The 16,102-nt window shown below is 58.8% G+C and carries 18 protein-coding genes and 1 tRNA gene; 10 read left to right on the top strand and 9 right to left on the bottom strand.

Going from position 1 to position 16,102, the window contains the following annotated elements:
* Positions 1-198: 198 nt before the first annotated feature.
* From ACR0J8_RS12055 to ACR0J8_RS12040, 4 genes are read left to right on the top strand one after another with little or no spacing between them, the layout of a single operon-like run.
* On the top strand, positions 199-666 hold the full coding sequence (locus tag ACR0J8_RS12055; protein WP_170806533.1) for an EF-hand domain-containing protein: 468 nt from the start codon (positions 199-201) through the stop codon (positions 664-666).
* Positions 667-672: 6 nt separating this feature from the next.
* Positions 673-1,287 carry an RNA polymerase sigma factor gene (locus ACR0J8_RS12050; RefSeq protein WP_480525254.1) on the top strand — a complete coding sequence of 205 codons (615 nt, stop codon included), beginning with the start codon at positions 673-675 and terminating at the stop codon, positions 1,285-1,287.
* Positions 1,280-1,627 carry a hypothetical protein gene (locus ACR0J8_RS12045; protein WP_480525256.1) on the top strand — a complete coding sequence of 116 codons (348 nt, stop codon included), beginning with the start codon at positions 1,280-1,282 and terminating at the stop codon, positions 1,625-1,627. Before ACR0J8_RS12050 ends, ACR0J8_RS12045 begins: the two co-directional genes overlap by 8 nt.
* The gene (locus ACR0J8_RS12040; protein WP_480525258.1) at positions 1,624-2,097 is read left to right on the top strand and encodes a periplasmic heavy metal sensor; all 474 of its coding nucleotides are present in this window, start codon (positions 1,624-1,626) and stop codon (positions 2,095-2,097) included. The genes ACR0J8_RS12045 and ACR0J8_RS12040 overlap by 4 nt, the downstream gene beginning before the upstream one ends.
* A gap of 18 nt (positions 2,098-2,115) precedes the next feature.
* Here ACR0J8_RS12040 and ACR0J8_RS12035 read toward each other — a convergent pair whose 3' ends face one another.
* Complete coding sequence (locus ACR0J8_RS12035; protein WP_480525260.1) at positions 2,116-3,516, bottom strand: diguanylate cyclase; 1,401 nt, start codon at positions 3,514-3,516, stop codon at positions 2,116-2,118.
* 88 nt (positions 3,517-3,604) lie between these two features.
* On the opposite strand from ACR0J8_RS12035, the gene ACR0J8_RS12030 reads away from it, so the two are divergent.
* The 5 genes from ACR0J8_RS12030 (at position 3,605) to ACR0J8_RS12010 (ending at position 7,982) form a co-directional block, all read left to right on the top strand.
* The gene (locus ACR0J8_RS12030; protein WP_170615403.1) at positions 3,605-3,889 is read left to right on the top strand and encodes a DUF3572 domain-containing protein; all 285 of its coding nucleotides are present in this window, start codon (positions 3,605-3,607) and stop codon (positions 3,887-3,889) included.
* Positions 3,890-3,913: 24 nt separating this feature from the next.
* Complete coding sequence (locus ACR0J8_RS12025) at positions 3,914-4,615, top strand: HAD family hydrolase (RefSeq protein ID WP_480525262.1); 702 nt, start codon at positions 3,914-3,916, stop codon at positions 4,613-4,615.
* Positions 4,616-4,720: 105 nt separating this feature from the next.
* Entirely contained in the window at positions 4,721-6,280 is a 1,560-nt protein-coding gene (locus tag ACR0J8_RS12020) for a trimethylamine methyltransferase family protein (RefSeq protein ID WP_170677788.1), read from the top strand.
* 101 nt (positions 6,281-6,381) lie between these two features.
* On the top strand, positions 6,382-6,969 hold the full coding sequence (locus tag ACR0J8_RS12015) for a heme NO-binding domain-containing protein (RefSeq protein WP_480525264.1): 588 nt from the start codon (positions 6,382-6,384) through the stop codon (positions 6,967-6,969).
* On the top strand, positions 6,966-7,982 hold the full coding sequence (locus ACR0J8_RS12010; protein WP_480525266.1) for a GGDEF domain-containing protein: 1,017 nt from the start codon (positions 6,966-6,968) through the stop codon (positions 7,980-7,982). The genes ACR0J8_RS12015 and ACR0J8_RS12010 overlap by 4 nt, the downstream gene beginning before the upstream one ends.
* Before the next feature lie 103 nt (positions 7,983-8,085).
* Here ACR0J8_RS12010 and ACR0J8_RS12005 read toward each other — a convergent pair whose 3' ends face one another.
* The 8 genes from ACR0J8_RS12005 to ACR0J8_RS11970 all read right to left on the bottom strand — a co-directional run bounded on the left by ACR0J8_RS12005 (position 8,086) and on the right by ACR0J8_RS11970 (position 15,634).
* The gene (locus ACR0J8_RS12005) at positions 8,086-8,781 is read right to left on the bottom strand and encodes a sirohydrochlorin chelatase (RefSeq protein ID WP_480525267.1); all 696 of its coding nucleotides are present in this window, start codon (positions 8,779-8,781) and stop codon (positions 8,086-8,088) included.
* Positions 8,782-8,843: 62 nt separating this feature from the next.
* Positions 8,844-9,776: an AEC family transporter gene (locus ACR0J8_RS12000; protein ID WP_480890390.1), complete on the bottom strand. Its 933-nt coding sequence runs from the start codon at positions 9,774-9,776 to the stop codon at positions 8,844-8,846.
* Between the two features lie 66 nt (positions 9,777-9,842).
* On the bottom strand, positions 9,843-10,640 hold the full coding sequence (locus ACR0J8_RS11995) for an MBL fold metallo-hydrolase (RefSeq protein ID WP_170615417.1): 798 nt from the start codon (positions 10,638-10,640) through the stop codon (positions 9,843-9,845).
* Positions 10,637-11,443, bottom strand: coding sequence for a TatD family hydrolase (locus tag ACR0J8_RS11990; protein ID WP_480890387.1), 807 nt, complete (start codon positions 11,441-11,443; stop codon positions 10,637-10,639). Before ACR0J8_RS11990 ends, ACR0J8_RS11995 begins: the two co-directional genes overlap by 4 nt.
* Positions 11,440-12,561, bottom strand: a complete 1,122-nt coding sequence (locus ACR0J8_RS11985; protein WP_480890384.1) for a DNA polymerase III subunit delta' — start codon at positions 12,559-12,561, stop codon at positions 11,440-11,442. Before ACR0J8_RS11985 ends, ACR0J8_RS11990 begins: the two co-directional genes overlap by 4 nt.
* A 7-nt stretch (positions 12,562-12,568) precedes the next feature.
* Entirely contained in the window at positions 12,569-13,195 is a 627-nt protein-coding gene (tmk, locus tag ACR0J8_RS11980; RefSeq protein ID WP_480525275.1) for a dTMP kinase, read from the bottom strand.
* Entirely contained in the window at positions 13,192-14,358 is a 1,167-nt protein-coding gene (locus ACR0J8_RS11975) for a D-alanyl-D-alanine carboxypeptidase family protein (protein WP_480441340.1), read from the bottom strand. The genes tmk and ACR0J8_RS11975 overlap by 4 nt, the downstream gene beginning before the upstream one ends.
* A 19-nt stretch (positions 14,359-14,377) precedes the next feature.
* Positions 14,378-15,634 carry an SPOR domain-containing protein gene (locus ACR0J8_RS11970; RefSeq protein WP_480890380.1) on the bottom strand — a complete coding sequence of 419 codons (1,257 nt, stop codon included), beginning with the start codon at positions 15,632-15,634 and terminating at the stop codon, positions 14,378-14,380.
* Between the two features lie 128 nt (positions 15,635-15,762).
* Between ACR0J8_RS11970 and ACR0J8_RS11965 the strand changes: the two genes are divergently transcribed.
* Positions 15,763-15,852 (top strand) — tRNA-Ser (locus ACR0J8_RS11965).
* Positions 15,853-16,102 lie beyond the last annotated feature (250 nt).

Here is a 16,102-nt window from a genome sequence, read left to right as displayed (position 1 = left end):
GATGAAAACTCGCGCATTCGAATGTCGCATATATTGCGCATCTTTGGGTCTGCTTGAAAGGGGGGTGCGTCGCAATGACCGCATCCGGCGAAAAATGGTCTGAAATAAATTTGGTTTCCAGCGACGGAAATCTGCGGCTGTCCCGTATTAACACCATAAGCAGCGGCAATGGGGTCGCGCGAAAAAAGGAAACACGACATGCACAGCGCAAAGTTCATTTCGGCAATTGTAGTTGCGGCAGTTGCGATTACAGGCACAACGGCTTTGGCCGCAGGGTCGAAAAACCGGGAACCGGTGTCGTTTCAGGAACTGGATGCGAATGGCGACGGGCAGGTTACGAAAGACGAAATGCTGGCCCATCGCAATCAGCGATTTACCGATGCGGATGCCAACGGGGACGGCCAGTTGAGCGTCGAAGAGATGCAGGCCGCAGCGCAGAAAAAGACCAGCGACCGCATTGCAAGTATGTTTGAAGAACACGACGCCAATAACGATGGTTTCCTGACCACGGATGAGTTGCCGAAACCGCGCCGGGCTGACAAGATGTTTGACCGGATCGATGCGAATGATGACGGAACGATCTCGGAGCAGGAATTTGCGGATGCAAAAGACAGAATGGGTCGGCACCACAAGAAGCGTGGCAAGGCAGACTCTGACGACAGCTGATGCGGGATGGAGGATCTGACCTCCTCAACGCAAGACGTTCGCGGCGGGACTTGCGCCGCGGACGCAATCGGTGACGATGCGTTGCTGGAGCGGTTTGCCGCCGGCGACGCGGCGGCGGCGCGTGTTTTGACCGACCGGCTTGGCCCGCGCTGTTTTTCCGTCGCCCTGCGGATGCTGGGCAACCGAGCCGAAGCCGAAGATGTCACGCAGGACGCGATGATGCGCCTTTGGCAGATGGCGCCGGATTGGATGCCGGGACAGGCAAAGGTTTCAACCTGGCTGTATCGCGTGGTGCTGAACCTGTGCGTTGACTTGCGCCGCAAGAAACAGCCTGACAGGCTGGCCGAAGGTGTCGATCCCGAGGATGACAGCGCAAGCGTGGTTGAACGCATGCAGGACGAGGCCCGAAAAGACGCGCTGCAATCCGCCCTGTCTCATCTGCCCGAACGGCAGCGACAGGCAGTTGTATTGCGGCATATCGAAGAGCTGCCCAACCCCGAGATTGCCGGGATCATGGGCATATCTGTAGAAGCGGTCGAAAGCCTGACGGCACGCGGAAAACGCGCCTTGGCGGGATATCTTGCCGGGCGTCGGGACGAACTGGGGTATGACGATGGCTGATGATGATACCGAGCTGAATCAACTGTTTGCGCAGGCCAGAGCCGGGCGTCGACACCTGCCGGACGATCTGGCGGTTCGGATTATGACGGACGCAGAACAAGTTCGACTGGATCGGCTGGCCAAGCGTTTCCCGCCGGGGCGCAGAACGTGGCAACGCCTTCTGGACGGTATCGGTGGTTGGCAGGGCCTTGGCGGGCTGGTCGCGGCCAGTGCGGCGGGTGTCTGGATCGGGTTCTCGGCTCCGGCCTTTCTACCGGACCCGGCGACGTATCTGTTCTCGCAGGACGCAACCTATGAAGTGGCGGACCTGGATGCAGTGTTCCTGGAGGATACGGAATGAGCGAAACACCCAAGCCAAAACGCCGTTGGATGCCGATACTTTTGGCTGTGTCCCTGGCCCTTAACTTGCTGATTATCGGTATCGCTTTGGGGACTTTCATGAGGGTCAAGGGCAGCGATCATGCCAAGGCGCCGCCGGGGTTCGGGTCGGCTCTATACCGGGCATTGCCCAAACCGGACCGAACCGCGATGCGGTCAGATCTGTCCGGTTTGCGCAAAGAGGGATCGCGGCACAGGTCCAAGGATTTCGCAGTTCTCAGCCAGGCCTTGCGGACCGTGCCATTTGATCCGGCCGCCGTCGAAGTTTTGCTGACGCAGCAGGCGCGGGCTTCGGCGGAATTGCAGGGTGCCCTGCAAGGGCAGTGGCTGGCGCGTGTCATCGCAATGAGCGATGCAGAACGGGCAGTGTATGCCGACCGGCTGGACGAGGTGACAAAACGCGGTCGGCATTGGCACAAGAAAAAGGACTAAAACGCGCTGAAACCGGTGTTACGCCGCGTTTTGCCGGGTGCTGATCTGGTTGCGACCGGCTTTTTTTGCAGCATAAAGAGCTTGGTCTGTGGATTTGATCAAACTGTCCAGAAGCGCGTGTTCGGTTTGATATTGCGGGTAAGGGGGCCGAAACACGTTCAGGCCTATGCTGGTCGTGACTTGGGTGAACCCGTTCCGGTCCGGCAGCGAAAAGGGCCTTTCGCGGATTGATCTGCACATCGCATCTGCCAGTTTCAATGCCTGCGCATTGGTTGCGTCAGGCACCCCGATCATAAACTCCTCACCTCCGAAACGGGCGACAAAACCGCGGGGGCCAAGCGCGTTACGCATGCGTCTGGCCGCTTCGGTCAGAACATGGTCTCCGGCGGCATGACCATACCGGTCATTGATTGCCTTGAAGTGATCAAGGTCGGCCAGCATCAGAGCGCACCCACGGCCGGTGTGCCGGGATCGCCGGACGATATGGCCAACGGCCTGCATCGCAAACCGGCGGTTGTTTAGACCTGTCAGCGGGTCGACCCATGAGTCAGCAAGTCCGCGACGCAATGAGGCGCGCATCTGATCGGTGCGGGACTTGCGGGCAATCAGACTGTCCAGTCGCAGCGCAATCTCACGTGCGCAGAAGTCGCCCAGGCAAACTGCGTCAGCCCCACGATCCAGCGCTTCGGCTGCATTGGGCGCGTGTTCTTTGTCCAGAACGCCGATCAGGACGGTGTGTCGTGTAGCGCTGCGCGATCTCAGGTCTGCCAGAACGTTGAGGGAAGAGGGCGCGGTGTTCAGGTCCACCACAATTGCATCCGGAACAGGGCCTGACACGATGTCTTTCAGGTTCGATTGGGTGTGCTTGGAAAGGTAATGATGCGTCTGCTGCTGCAGAGCCCGGCACCACGACGCACCTGTGCGGTAGGACGGGGCCAGAATTGCGACCCGCGATGGCGCGGTTGGTGCGATCAATGTGGCGGGAGGTTCGGCAAAGCCGATGGGAAGCGTATCTTCCTTGAACTGAAGGTCCTGCACGTCCGCGCGCATGCGCAGCAGGCTGCGAACCCGCGCCATCAGCAAATTGTCCTTGAACGGATGGGCCAGAACGTCGTCCAGCCCGGCAGACAGCGCCTCAAGCCGGGCCGCTTTGTCATTCTGCGGGGCGATGGCAACCACGGGGATGTCTCCAAGATCCGGAATGTTCTGAATCAACCGCTTTACATCTGCGGCGGTTCCATCTGCCAGCGCGAGCGCCGTCAGCACCAGATCCGGCCGCACACGGCGCAACAGGGGTGTCAGCCCCTCAAGCTTCTCACCCTGAACGACGTGATACCATGCCGCAGTCAGCTGAACCTTCAGCATGATGCGATTGGTCGAGGCCCCGTCTAGGACAAGGATAGTTCCTTGCACGGACATTTTCGTTCACCGTTGATTGCATGTGCTGCCAAAGTGTTTATGAGTCTGGTTAACAAACCCTTTCCAAGTTCTGATCCGAGGCTTGAATATGGCAATCTCCGGCAATTCGGCGGAAACTCTGGCGCTGAATGTGCTGACCTGGCTTGTCGGTAACGAGGAACTTCTACCGGTGTTTCTGGGTTCGACCGGTGCATCGGTCGGCGATCTGCGCGCCCGCGCTGGCGAGCCGGATTTCATGGCGTCGGTTCTTGAGTTTCTGATGCTTGACGATTCGTGGGTGATCGCCTTTTGTGATGCCAATTCGGTCCCTTATGACCTGCCGGGTCAGGCGCGCGCCGCGTTGTCTGGCGAAGCCGATGTTCACTGGACCTGAGACGACTTTTTTGCAGGAGCCCCAATGCCAATAAACGCCATCGTGTTCGACAAGGACGGTACCTTGTTTGACTTTGCAAACACCTGGGGTACATTTGGGCGCAGTCTGCTGCTGCGTCTGTCATCGGGTGACCAGGCAAAGGCGCAGGAACTTGCGCTGGTGATCGGGTTTGATCCCGAGAAGGGGACCTATTCGCATGACAGCATCGTAATTGCCGCTAGCGTTGTGGAAATTGCAGAAGCGCTTCTTCCCTATTTACCCGAGATGACCTGCGAGGCCCTGATCGAGTTGATCGACGAGGAATCCGCCGCGGCCCCACAGGCGCCGGCCGTTCCGCTTGTGCCTTTTCTGGAACAGCTACGGGAAGCCGGCTTTAAGCTGGGCGTTGCCACCAATGACAGTGAAAGACCCGCGCTGGAGCATCTGTCATCCGTTGGAATCCGGGATCATTTCGACTTTGTCGCGGGATATGACAGCGGCCACGGCTGCAAACCGGGACCGGGCCAGTTGCTGGCTTTTGCCGCACAAGTGTGTGTGGACCCTGCGAATGTGGTCATGGTTGGCGACAGCCTGCATGACCTGCAGGCAGGCCGCGCCGCCGGCATGACCACCATCGGGGTTTTGACCGGTCTTGCAGGCCCTGAAACGCTCGCACCGATGGCCGATGTTGTATTGCCGGATATCGGACACATTCCTGCTTGGCTGGCGGAAAATCGGTCGATTTGAGCGGATTTCGGCGGTTTGGAATAAGAAACCGACAAAACCTGTCGCAGACAGAGCGGCCATAATCCAGACTTCCGGGCTTTTTGATTAAAAGCCTCGGAGGAACAAATGGCCGACAGCAATACGCGCAGACGCAGAAGTGGTGGACGTTCGGGAGCCGCAGCTCGCCGGGGCAGCGCAGTCATCGATCAGATGCCGTGGAACCCACCCGTCAATATCGACAGACCCACCGAGCCGCTGGATCAGGCCGGGATCGAGGCGATCCACGAGGGCGCGATGCGAATACTCGAAGAGATCGGCATCGAGTTCTACAACAAGGAGGCGCTGGGCATTCTGCGCGAAGCAGGATGTACCATCAACGGCGACAATGTGCGCATGGGGCGCGACTTTGTCATGGAGATGATCGCCAAAGCGCCGTCAAGCTTTACCATCACGCCGAGAAACCCGGACAAAACGATCGAAGTCGGCGGCAAGACCATGCTGTTCGGGAATGTCTCTTCGCCGCCGAATTACTGGGATATGGAGATCGGCACCAAGGTTTCGGGAAATCGCGAGATGTGCCGGAACCTGCTGAAGCTGACGCAGTACTTCAACTGTATCCATTTTGCTGGCGGCTATCCGGTCGAGCCGGTGGATATTCACGCCAGTGTGCGACATCTGGACGTGCTGTATGACAAGCTGACCCTGACCGACAAGGCCATGCACGCCTATTCGCTGGGTAAGGAGCGTGTGGAAGATGTCATGGAAATGGTGCGCATCGCCAGCGGCCTCAGCCATGAGGAGTTCGAGTCGAAGCCGCGGATGTACACCAACATCAACTCGACATCACCTCTCAAGCACGATTTCCCGATGATTGATGGCTGTCTGCGACTGGCCCGTCGGGGGCAGGCGATTGTGGTGACGCCATTTACCCTGGCCGGGGCCATGGCACCCGTGACCATGGCCGGGGCAGTCGCGCAGTCGCTGGCCGAAGCACTGTGTGCCATTGCGTTGTTTCAGTATGTACGTCCTGGTATTCCCTGTGTGATCGGAACCTTCACCTCAAATGTAGACATGAAGTCCGGCGCTCCGGCCTTCGGGACGCCGGAGTACATGCGGTCGACGCAAATGACAGGGCAGATGGCACGTTTCTACGGACTGCCGATGCGCTCATCAGGTGTTTGTGCTGCAAACGTCCCGGATGGGCAGGCGATATGGGAGACATCGAACTCGCTGTGGGCAGCGGTGCAGTCGGGGACGAACATGGTCTACCATGCTGCAGGCTGGCTTGAGGGCGGCCTTATCGCGAGCCCTGAAAAATTCATCATGGATTGCGAGATTCTGCAGCAGATCCAAAGATATATGCAGCCAGAAATCTGCGCCACAGGGCCGGACGAGATCGCGCTGGATGCGATCAGAGCGGTTGGTAACGACGGGCATTTCTTTGGTATCCAGCACACTCAAGACCGGTACTCAACCGCGTTCTACCAGCCGTTTCTGAGTGACTGGAAGAACTATGAAGGCTGGGCGGCGGCCGGAGGCATCTGGACAGCCGAGCGGGCGCATCACATGTTCAAGGAAATTATCACAAGCTTTGAACCACCTGCATTGGATGAGGGCATTCGCGAAGAATTGGCCGACTTTGTCGCGCGGCGCAAATCTGAAGGTGGCGCGCCCACGGATTTCTAGGAATTCGAATGGCTGCAATATTTCCGGTTTCGCAGCGGGTATTGGGTATTTGTTAAGGATTGTCCGGCCAGATTGAACGCGAAGTCAATCCGGGGCAATTGATGCATGGTCTGATCAACCGGGCGGTACAGTCCTTCGTATGCGCGACCTATGGGCAGGCATGCTGGCTGCGCGTTGCCGCGGCGGCTGAACTCGGGTTTGTCGAGTTCGAAGCGATGCTTGTCTATGATGCGGACACCTCGTTGCGGGTATTGGATGCGCTATGTGCCGACCGGAACCGCGCACGGGCCGAAATGCTTGAAGACCTTGGGACATATCTAGTCTCGCATCCGAATACCGAAGGGTTGCGGCGCCTGCTGCGTTTTGGCGGCGTGACTTACGTGGAGTTTCTGCATTCCCTGGACGACTTGTCCGACCGGGTCAGGCTGGCGGTATCCGACCTGTCTCTGCCCGCGCTTGAATTGCGTGAACTGTCCGGCGCTGAATACCAGTTGCACTGTTTTCCGGACTTGCCGGGATACTCTAGTGTCATGGTCGGAGTTTTGCGAGCCATGGCGGATGACTACGGCGCTTTGGTGATGCTGTCCCATGACGGCCAACAGGGGGACGCTGATGTCATTACAATTGCCCTGGTGGAGAGTTCCTTTGCCGAAGGGCGTCAATTTGAACTTGGGGCGCGAAGACCATGATGGATGTGCGGGGTCTGGGCGTCTTGCTTGAAACTCTTTGCCCGATGTTCTTGTTGTTGGACAATGACGGGCGGATTGTTCAGGTCGGACCGACGCTGCAAAAGCTCCGGCCGGAACGCGCAATGGCCGGGCAGAATTTTCTGGACTTGTTTGAACTGGTTCGCCCCCGGACCGTGTCGACCGTTCCCGTTCTGATGTCGATGGCGGGTGCAAAGCTGCACCTGCGGTTTCACGATGAACCACGCACGGCTTTGAAAGGGCTGATAACCCCGCTGCCGGATCAAGGTGGCGCGGTGATCAACCTTTCGTTTGGTATTTCGATCCTAGATGCTGTTCGCGACTACGCGCTGACCAGCGCAGATTTTTCCGGTGCTGATCTTGCGATCGAGCTTCTTTATCTGGTCGAGGCCAAGTCCGCAGCGATGGAGGCGTCGCGATCGTTGAACCGGCGCCTTCAGGACGCCAGGGTGGCGGCGGAAGAACAGGCCTTTACCGATACGTTGACCGGCCTGAAAAACCGTCGCGCGATGGATCACATACTGGGCCAGATGGCATCGACGCAAACCGATTTTGCCCTGATGCACCTTGATTTGGACTTCTTCAAGTCCGTGAACGACAAGTTGGGACACGCGGCCGGTGACTTTGTTCTGCAAGAGGCTGCGCGGATTATGGTCGAAGAGACCCGCAGCGATGATGCAGTCGTCAGAATGGGTGGGGATGAGTTTGTTATTGTTTTTAGGAACCTGACGGATGAAAAGAAGCTGTCGGCGATTGCGGGCCGTTTAATCGGCAGGCTTCGCGAGCCGATGAGTTTCGATCAGAACCCATGTCGGATTTCAGCCAGCATTGGAACGGCGATTTCCACACAGTTTGATATCCTCAAGCCTGCCGAAATACTGCATGCCGCCGACCTGGCCTTGTACGAGGCCAAGCGAAACGGCAGGTCCCGTCACCACCTTTTTTCCGACATTGCCAGCTCGGTCCAGCGCGAGCACATGGTCAAACCACGATAGCTGAGGCTAAACTTAGCTTCTTTGGCTTTGCATCGGACAACAGTTATTCGGCAGATGTGCGTTGAGACGGAAACGGTGCAGTTTTTTGTTTATGAAAGCCCTGTTATGCGGTGCATTCGCGGGTCAGAACATCCGCGATATGAGACTGAATTTCAGGCAGCTCTCCGATCACGGGCAATGTAACACCTTGGAAACCGGCTTGCTGCAATTGATCCGGAACGTCCTGCAGAACATGACCACCCGTGCAGGCGAAAAACGGAAGGCACAGCGCGTGTTCGCCCAACCCTGCTGCGGCTTCGGCAATGGATGGCGGTTCCTCGACAAATCCGACACGGACAGAGCGGAAGGGCAAATGCGCCCTCAACTGATCAGCAAAACTGTTTGTCACGGCAGAAGGGTTGCGGCTGCGTCCGGAACCATGGGCCGCAATCACCAAATCCGTCGTGCTGGTTTCCCAGTTCTTCCCCGACAACGTCGCAAGCAGCGACCGGGCGGTCAGTTCGGGCAAGTCCGGATCAATGCCCAGAGGGTCCAGAATACGGGCACCACGCTCGCCGATCCGCTTCGGCAGGGCACTGGTTACAAACCAGCCTTTGGCCATGAACAGGGGGTAAATCGCCACATCTTCAGGCAGCTCGTCCAACCGCGACTCGAATGCCCCCTGGGCGGCCAATGTCGCCGATCGGACCGTGACGTCCTGCGCCAGCCTGTTGACCTGATCAGCAAACGCCGCCAGCGCGGCCTCGGCCGGGGCCGGGTCCGATGGTTGGCCATGAGCGACGATAAGAGCATGAGGCATTGCCGGGTCTCCTGTGTGATATCGCGATAGGTGTTTTCCGGGTGCGGATTGTCAATGCCGTATCACCCTAAAAGGGTCAGCCACATCCAGACTGTCAGGATCGAAACCGCGGTGCCAATCAGAACCGACGACGCGGCAACACGTTTGGCGCGACCATACATGTTTGCAAAGATATACGCGTTGAATCCCGGTGCCATCGCAGCATTCAGAACGCCTGAGCGGAACAGATCCTGCGGTAGGCCAACCGCTGAGCCGAACAGCCAGACAAGCCCCGGATGCAGGGCCAGAGAAATGCAGCAGACAAAACCGATTGTACGAAAGTCACCTTCGGGTTTGTATTTTACCAGCACCCCGCCCAAAGCGAAAAGCGCGCCGGGCAGCGCGGCGCGGGTGATCAGCCCCAAAGCCTCGTCCACGACCGCCGGAACTGCAAACCCGGACAGATTAACCACAAAGCCAAGTGCAATCCCAAGAATCAGCGCGTTGCGGAACATGGCCGTGAGAACGGACCGGGCCATATGCGCACCACCGTTCCCACGGTTGCGAATGATCTCCATGACCGTGATGCCAACCCCGTAACAGAAGGGCGAATGAAACGCGATGATGGCGTAGTTGCCAGTCAGGTTCTCGGGGCCATATGCGCGCTCGGTGATTGGCAGGCCTAACAGCACCGAGTTCGAAAACAGACAGCAAAACCCAATGGCGACGCAATCCTCCCACTCGCGGCCAAAGATCAGACGTGCGCCAAAAAGTCCGGCCGTAAAGCACAAAGCGGCGGCGGTATAGAAACTGACCAACAACCGGGGATCAAAGCTGGCGCTCAGGTCAAGGTGGGCAATTGCCAGAAACAGCAGGCAGGGGATGGCAAACCCTTGGGTGAATTTCATCAGCCCGTCGATGTGGATTTCCTTGAAGTAACCCAATCGGGTCGACGCATAGCCTGCACCAATCACCAGAAAGACCGGCAGAATGACGTTGATCAGGCTTTGCAGCATGCTAGCGCCCCGCCTGCGAGATCGGGGATGGCCCGAAGGGCGATATCGCAGGCGCCGGTAACAGGGTCAGAGCGCCTGCCGGATCACCATGCCGTCAAAAGCAGGCGTAATGTGATCGGGGGTTTCCGTATCAACCGTTTCATAATCCAGATCGATATGCATGTTGGTCAGAATGGCGCGCTGTGGTTGCAGCTTTTTGATCCAGCCCAGGGTCTTTTCCAGGTGGGCATGTGTCGGATGCGGCGACCGGCGCAAGGCGTCGATAACAAGGCAATCCAGACCCAGCATGTCGGTCCATGCATCGTCGTAAATCTCTGCGACATCAGGCAGATAGGCCAGTTTTCCCAATCGGAACCCCAGCGAGTCGATCGAGCCGTGATTGACCTTGAACGGATGAAACGGGATCGGGCCGCCGGGGCCGTCCACCTCGAACGGGCCATCTATGGATTTGAGGTCCAGAATAGGCGGGTATGGAGAGCCTTCGGGCTGGATGAACGCATACCCGAACCGGCCCAGCAGGGCGTTCTGCGTGTCGCCATCCGCCCATACCGGAACCCGGGTGCGCATGTTGAACACGATCATCCGCAAATCATCGATGCCGTGCACATGATCGGCGTGTGAATGGGTGTAGACCACGCCATCCAGCCGCCCGGTTCCCGAATCCAGCAGTTGGCTGCGCATATCCGGCGACGTATCGATCAGGACCGAAGTCGTACCCTCGGGGCCGTCCCGTTCGACCAGCATGGAACAGCGGCGGCGAACATTTTTTGGGTTTTCAGGGTCGCAATCACCCCAATGGCCGCCCAGCCGGGGCACACCACCCGACGATCCGCAGCCCAGGATGGTGCAGCGCAGCTCGGTCATGCAGCCGCCTGTGATGTCGCCGCCTTGGTGAACAGACGGTCAAAATTGGCCTGTGTGCGCGCCGCGAACTCGGTGTAGTCCATGCCGAAAACCTCGGCACCCTTGCGGGCGGTGTGGGCGGTATAGGCCGGTTCATTGCGCCTGCCCCGGAAAGGCGGCGGAGCGAGATAGGGCGCATCGGTTTCGACCAGAATACGGTCGACCGGGGCGCTGGCGAAAATGTCACGCAACTCCTGGCTTTTGGGAAATGTCGCGATGCCGGACATCGACAGATAGAACCCCAGATCCAGCGCCGCCTTGGCCAGTTCGGCGGACGAAGAAAAGCAATGCATCACGCAGGAATAGGGCGCATTGCGGTATTCCTCGGTCAAGATCCGGGCCATGTCGTCATCTGCGGCACGCGCATGGATGATCAGGGGCAGATTGGTGCGCTGCGCGGCTTCGATATGAATACGCAGTGACTTCTTCTGAATCTCGGCGCTTTCGGCGGTGTAATGATAATCGAGCCCGGTTTCGCCGATGCCAACGAATTTCGGATGGTGCGAGAGGGCGACAAGCTGGTCGACACTTGCCAGGGGTTCGTCCGCCGCACTCATGGGGTGCGTTCCCGCAGCGTAAAACACCGGAGCGTGTGCTTCGGCAATCGCGCGCACGATGTGCTCGTTACGCAGCCGGGTGCAGATCGTAACCATGCGGGTCACGCCCGCTTCGGCAGCGCGTGAGATGATTTCGTCAAGTTGCCCGTCGAAATCGGGGAAATCCAGATGGCAATGGCTGTCGGTGATCGTAGGGAGGGTGCTCATCTGCTCTGACCGGCGGTTTCCTGTATCTTGAACACCGTATCTAGGACCAGAGCGGCAGGGTCAAGGTTCACCGCCTGTCCATGACGTGCGCGTGCCGTGATCATTGCCGCGGCTTCGGACCATTGCCGCGCCTGATGCGGTGATCCTGACAATCGCGACAGTGTTTGCGCCTCATTCGGGGCAGCTTCGGGACTTGGCGGTTCGCCTTTTGCGCCGGTCAGCGCCAGACGGGACAGGGCCAGATCGATCAGGGTCAGCAACAGATCGAACCAGTCTGCCGCGCCCCGTTGTGCGGCGGCTTCGGCCAAAGCAAGGGCGCGCTGCCGGTCAAGCCTGGGCAGGGTGCCCAGAATGCCGATCAGTTCGGCATAGATCTCCAGCCCGCCCAGATTGATCAGGCGGACCGCATCCCCGACCGACCCTGCGGACAGCGCCGCCAGATGGTCGGGTTGTGCCGGCAGTTCAGCCCCGGTCTGCGTCAGCGCCGCCTGCATGTCGTCGGGTCCCAACGGAGACAGGCGCAATGTTCGGCATCGGGACCGGATCGTCGGCAGCAGCCGCGAGGGCTGATGGGAAACCAGCAGCAACGTTGTCCGCGCCGGAGGCTCTTCCAGCATTTTCAGCAACGCGTTTGCCGCGCTGACATTCATTTCATCCGCCGAATCCACAATCACCACGCGCCGACCGCCATCCGCAGAGGACAGGCCAAAGAACCGACCGAGTTTGCGGATGTCGTCGACCACGATCTCATTGCGCAGCCGACCCTGATCGTTCAGCGACCGGGTGATTGTCGCAAGGCCGGGTTCCGCTCCGGCCAGCATGCGATGCGCGACAGGATGTTCGGGGTCGATATCCAGCGTTTGCGGGGCAGGGGGAGCGCCAAACAACCCGCCATCATCTGCTGGCGGAGTTGCAAGCAAAAACCGGGCGATACGCCACGCCAGTGTTGCCTTACCAATCCCACGCGGACCGGTCAGCAACCAGCCATGGTGCAAACGATCAGAAGTATAGGCAGACATAAAGGCCTGTTCAGCCTCGTCCTGACCAAAAAGGCGGGCTGTTTCGCGCGGGTGCGGTGCACCGGGCGCCTGATCCGGTAAAGTAATGTTGTCGTTCATCGTTCGTCTATGGCAAGGCTTGCATGACGATTTCTGTCACATCCTGCGCGACACTGTCCATGTTTCGGTTACCATCCACGACGCGAAACCGGGTGGCATATTCATCCGCCAGCGCAAGAAAACCCGCGCGCATCTGTTGTTGCAGGGCCGGGCCAAAATCTTCGAACCGCTCTTCGGTGCCCTGCCGCCCTTTGGCGCGAGACAGGCCGGTATTGGGGTCCATGTCGATCAGCAGTGTCAGATCCGGCTCGCGCCCGATCATCAAGCTGTGCAGTTGGTCTACCAGGCCCCGCAGATCGCCACGGGACAGGCCCTGATACATGCGCGTGCTGTCGGCAAAACGGTCGCAGATCACCACCTTTCCCGCAGCCAAGGCGGGTTCGATGGTGCGCTCAAGATGATCGCGCCGGGCTGCTGTGAACAGCAGGATTTCAGTTTCGGCCGACCATCGGTCGGGGTCCCCTTCAAGCACCAGTTTCCGGATTTCTTCCGCCCCGGCTGAGCCGCCGGGTTCGCGGGTCAGGACAACCTCGTGACCAGCTTCGCGCAGGCGTTCCGCAAGCCTGCGCGCCTGAGTCGATTTGCCTGATCCGTCAATTCCTTCAAAAGTGACAAACAATCCGCGCCGCGTCACATTGCACCCAGCGGGCCGTTGATCACGTCCTTCAGAACAATTCCGCCCACTGTCATCATGCGAACCACAAAGCCACCGAGCGGCACGTTTTCGGATGCAACCAGCGGGCGGCGGATTTCCGGCAGGCCTTCAGGTTTGATCACCAGTTCCGCCAGTTGCTGCCCCTTTGCGACGGGCGCATTGATCGGGCCGTCATAAACCACTTCGGCCTGCACGTCCTGATCGCCCAGAACCGGGAACAGCAGGGTCAGATCGCCCTCCGGGACCAATCCCACCGTCTTCTGTGCACCCATCCACAATTTGGCTTCGGCTATCGGCGTTTCCGGGTTGGCAACCGTCCTCTCGACAAAATTTCGAAACGACCAATTAACCACGGCCTCAGCCTCCTCTGCACGGCGGGCCGTGCTGTCGAGGCCGGACAGAACAAAGATCACACGCCGATCACCCTGCTTGGCCGAACCGACCAGACCATAGCCCGCCTCCTGAGTGTGCCCGGTTTTCAACCCGTCCGCGCCAATATCCAGTTTCAGAAGCGGGTTGCGGTTGCGCGCATTCGAGGGTGCGCGGCCGTCGAATTCAAATTCCTCTTCGGCGAACAAAGGATAGTATTCCGGAAAATCGGCAATGAGGCGGTCCGCAAGAACGGCAAGGTCGTGTACCGACATCATATGTCCGGCAGCGGGCCAGCCGTTGGAATTGGCGAAGTTCGACGTGTTCATGCCCATCTGCTTGGCGCGTTGGGTCATGTAGCGGGCAAATCCGGCTTCGGTTCCATCCGGGCTGAGCGCTTCGGCGATGACGACGCAAGCATCGTTGCCAGAAAGAACGATGATACCGCGCAGCAGATCTTCGACCCGCACGCGGTCCTGCGTGTTCAGGAACATGGTCGAGCCGCCATAGCTCATCGCGTGTTCCGACACCGGCAGTTTTTCATCCAGTGTCAGGCGCCCGTCCCGCAGCGCCTCAAACGCAACATAGAGCGTCATCAGCTTGGACATCGATGCCGGTGGCAGCGGCAGGTCGGCTTCCTTGGAAAGCAAAACCGTGCCTGTCGTCTGGTCGATGACATAAGCGGCACGCGCGGTCGTATCATAGGCGCTTGCAGGCAGGGCCAGTACGGCAAGCCCAAGCGTTAAGACAGATGTTCGCAGAGAGGATAGCACGTAGGGGCCCTCCTTGATTCTAGTTGCTTGTGGTGAACGCGTCGGTGAACCCCAGGTCCCTGACATCGCCAAGCAGGGCTTTGCGTTCCGACCGGGTCATGGCAGGGCCAACCAGGACGCGCCAAACCGTGTTTTCAGCGGTTTTCAGTTCCCGAACTTCGGCTGCCATTCCGTTCCGCCGGATTTTTTCTGCCGCACTGTTGGCGTTCTTTTCAACGCTGTATGTGCCGATCTGGATGTAGGGTTTGGTCAAGGACGAAACCTTCGCAGTGCCGGTTGTCGCGGCCACCGGAGTAGGTTCCGCCGCATCAATCGCTGCTTCTGCACCGGCAATCGGATCCAGAGGCGTCTGTGTTATTTCGTCAGGATCTTTCTTTTGCCACCATTTTCGTTTGGCGGGCTTTTCAGTGGGTGCCTGCACCGGAGCGTCGGACAGTCCGGGGGTCGAATCCGCCTGAACCGCTGCATCCGCAGTGCTTTCGGTGGCTTCGGCGGCAACGTCAGACCCGGTTTCGGCTGTTGCGACAGCCGCGGCTGCTCCGGCAGTGGCGGCTGCGGCAGGGGCCTTCTTTTGCCACCACTTCCGTTTTGCCGGTTTTTCGGATTGCGTTTCCGCGGTTTCCGAAACTTCCTGGGCTTCTTCCGAAGCCTCGGTCGCGTCAGCGACAACCTGATCTTCCGAGGCAGCCTCTGCCGGTGCCTCGTCCGTTTCCGCGGGCGCTTCTTCAACTGTTTCACGCCGCAGCGCCACTACGTAGATGCTGGTAGGCGCGCCAGCCAGAAGGCCGAGTTTTTCAGCGGCCGCCGATGAGACCTGCAGTGCCGGGCCCGGCAAATCGCGTTCGCGGCGAAACAGGGCGCCTGTTACTGACTTATTGTTGGATTTATTCTTGATTACAACGCGTTCAGGTTGTGCCGCGTCTGGATGTGCGACCCATATTCCGCCCAGTGACGGACGACCATCCCAAAGACCCGCTTCGGTCACTTCAAAGACATCCGGGGCTTCGACATCGCGTTGCGAGCCGCTTGCAACCTGCGGTAGCAGTTCGATTTTCCCATCGTTATCCGATGCGCTTGTGTCCCCACCCGGCGAAGCGCCGGAATTTAACAACGCCTCGTCACAGCCGGATAGTAACCCCAAAGTCACAGCCAGAACCGCAAATCCCAGCGGTTTTGCGCGTGTCCCAGTCGCTCGATTCATCGCGTATTCCCTTGCCTGAAGGGGCTTGGTTCGCCGTGCCCCGACGCCGATCTGCCAGTTCTGTTTTGCTGGCATTATTTGGTCTTTCCAGCAGATCATAACCCGCGCGTGATGCCATGGAAAGACCACTGCTTGGGCTTCGGCAAGATTTCCCTCTTTTGACTTGCCACCGTTTCAACTTGGCCTTAGACCCTGCTTTCGACGGGGAGGTGGCAGAGTGGTCGAATGCGGCGGTCTTGAAAACCGTTGGGCGTGAGAGCGTCCCCAGGGTTCGAATCCCTGTCTCCCCGCCACTCATACCCGTCTCAATCCAGTTTTATTTTCTGACCCGGAATTGTGCCGCAGTTCCCGCGCGTTGACGCATGCGCTGTCGATCAGAGACGGAGCATACCGCACGCTCCGAGTGCAATTCAGTCCCAAGTCTCAGTGACGCATATTGGCGGGGTCGCTTTGGCGGGATTTCCCTGATAACCGGCTATTTACAGGGAATTTTCGTTGAATAGGTCTGAGTTCCGTCATTTCTCCTATCGGAACTGCATGTTT

This window comes from Ruegeria sp. N11, assembly GCF_056531525.1.
This window is presented reverse-complemented; position numbering and strand designations above follow the sequence as displayed.

Coding starts and splice junctions, on each gene's coding strand:
- ACR0J8_RS12055 (WP_170806533.1), top strand. CDS start 199: ATGCACAGCGCAAAGTTCATTTCGGCAATTGTAGTTGCGGCAGTTGCG.
- ACR0J8_RS12050 (WP_480525254.1), top strand. CDS start 673: ATGGAGGATCTGACCTCCTCAACGCAAGACGTTCGCGGCGGGACTTGC.
- ACR0J8_RS12045 (WP_480525256.1), top strand. CDS start 1,280: ATGGCTGATGATGATACCGAGCTGAATCAACTGTTTGCGCAGGCCAGA.
- ACR0J8_RS12040 (WP_480525258.1), top strand. CDS start 1,624: ATGAGCGAAACACCCAAGCCAAAACGCCGTTGGATGCCGATACTTTTG.
- ACR0J8_RS12035 (WP_480525260.1), bottom strand. CDS start 3,516: ATGTCCGTGCAAGGAACTATCCTTGTCCTAGACGGGGCCTCGACCAAT.
- ACR0J8_RS12030 (WP_170615403.1), top strand. CDS start 3,605: ATGGCAATCTCCGGCAATTCGGCGGAAACTCTGGCGCTGAATGTGCTG.
- ACR0J8_RS12025 (WP_480525262.1), top strand. CDS start 3,914: ATGCCAATAAACGCCATCGTGTTCGACAAGGACGGTACCTTGTTTGAC.
- ACR0J8_RS12020 (WP_170677788.1), top strand. CDS start 4,721: ATGGCCGACAGCAATACGCGCAGACGCAGAAGTGGTGGACGTTCGGGA.
- ACR0J8_RS12015 (WP_480525264.1), top strand. CDS start 6,382: ATGCATGGTCTGATCAACCGGGCGGTACAGTCCTTCGTATGCGCGACC.
- ACR0J8_RS12010 (WP_480525266.1), top strand. CDS start 6,966: ATGATGGATGTGCGGGGTCTGGGCGTCTTGCTTGAAACTCTTTGCCCG.
- ACR0J8_RS12005 (WP_480525267.1), bottom strand. CDS start 8,781: ATGCCTCATGCTCTTATCGTCGCTCATGGCCAACCATCGGACCCGGCC.
- ACR0J8_RS12000 (WP_480890390.1), bottom strand. CDS start 9,776: ATGCTGCAAAGCCTGATCAACGTCATTCTGCCGGTCTTTCTGGTGATT.
- ACR0J8_RS11995 (WP_170615417.1), bottom strand. CDS start 10,640: ATGACCGAGCTGCGCTGCACCATCCTGGGCTGCGGATCGTCGGGTGGT.
- ACR0J8_RS11990 (WP_480890387.1), bottom strand. CDS start 11,443: ATGAGCACCCTCCCTACGATCACCGACAGCCATTGCCATCTGGATTTC.
- ACR0J8_RS11985 (WP_480890384.1), bottom strand. CDS start 12,561: ATGAACGACAACATTACTTTACCGGATCAGGCGCCCGGTGCACCGCAC.
- ACR0J8_RS11970 (WP_480890380.1), bottom strand. CDS start 15,634: ATGCCAGCAAAACAGAACTGGCAGATCGGCGTCGGGGCACGGCGAACC.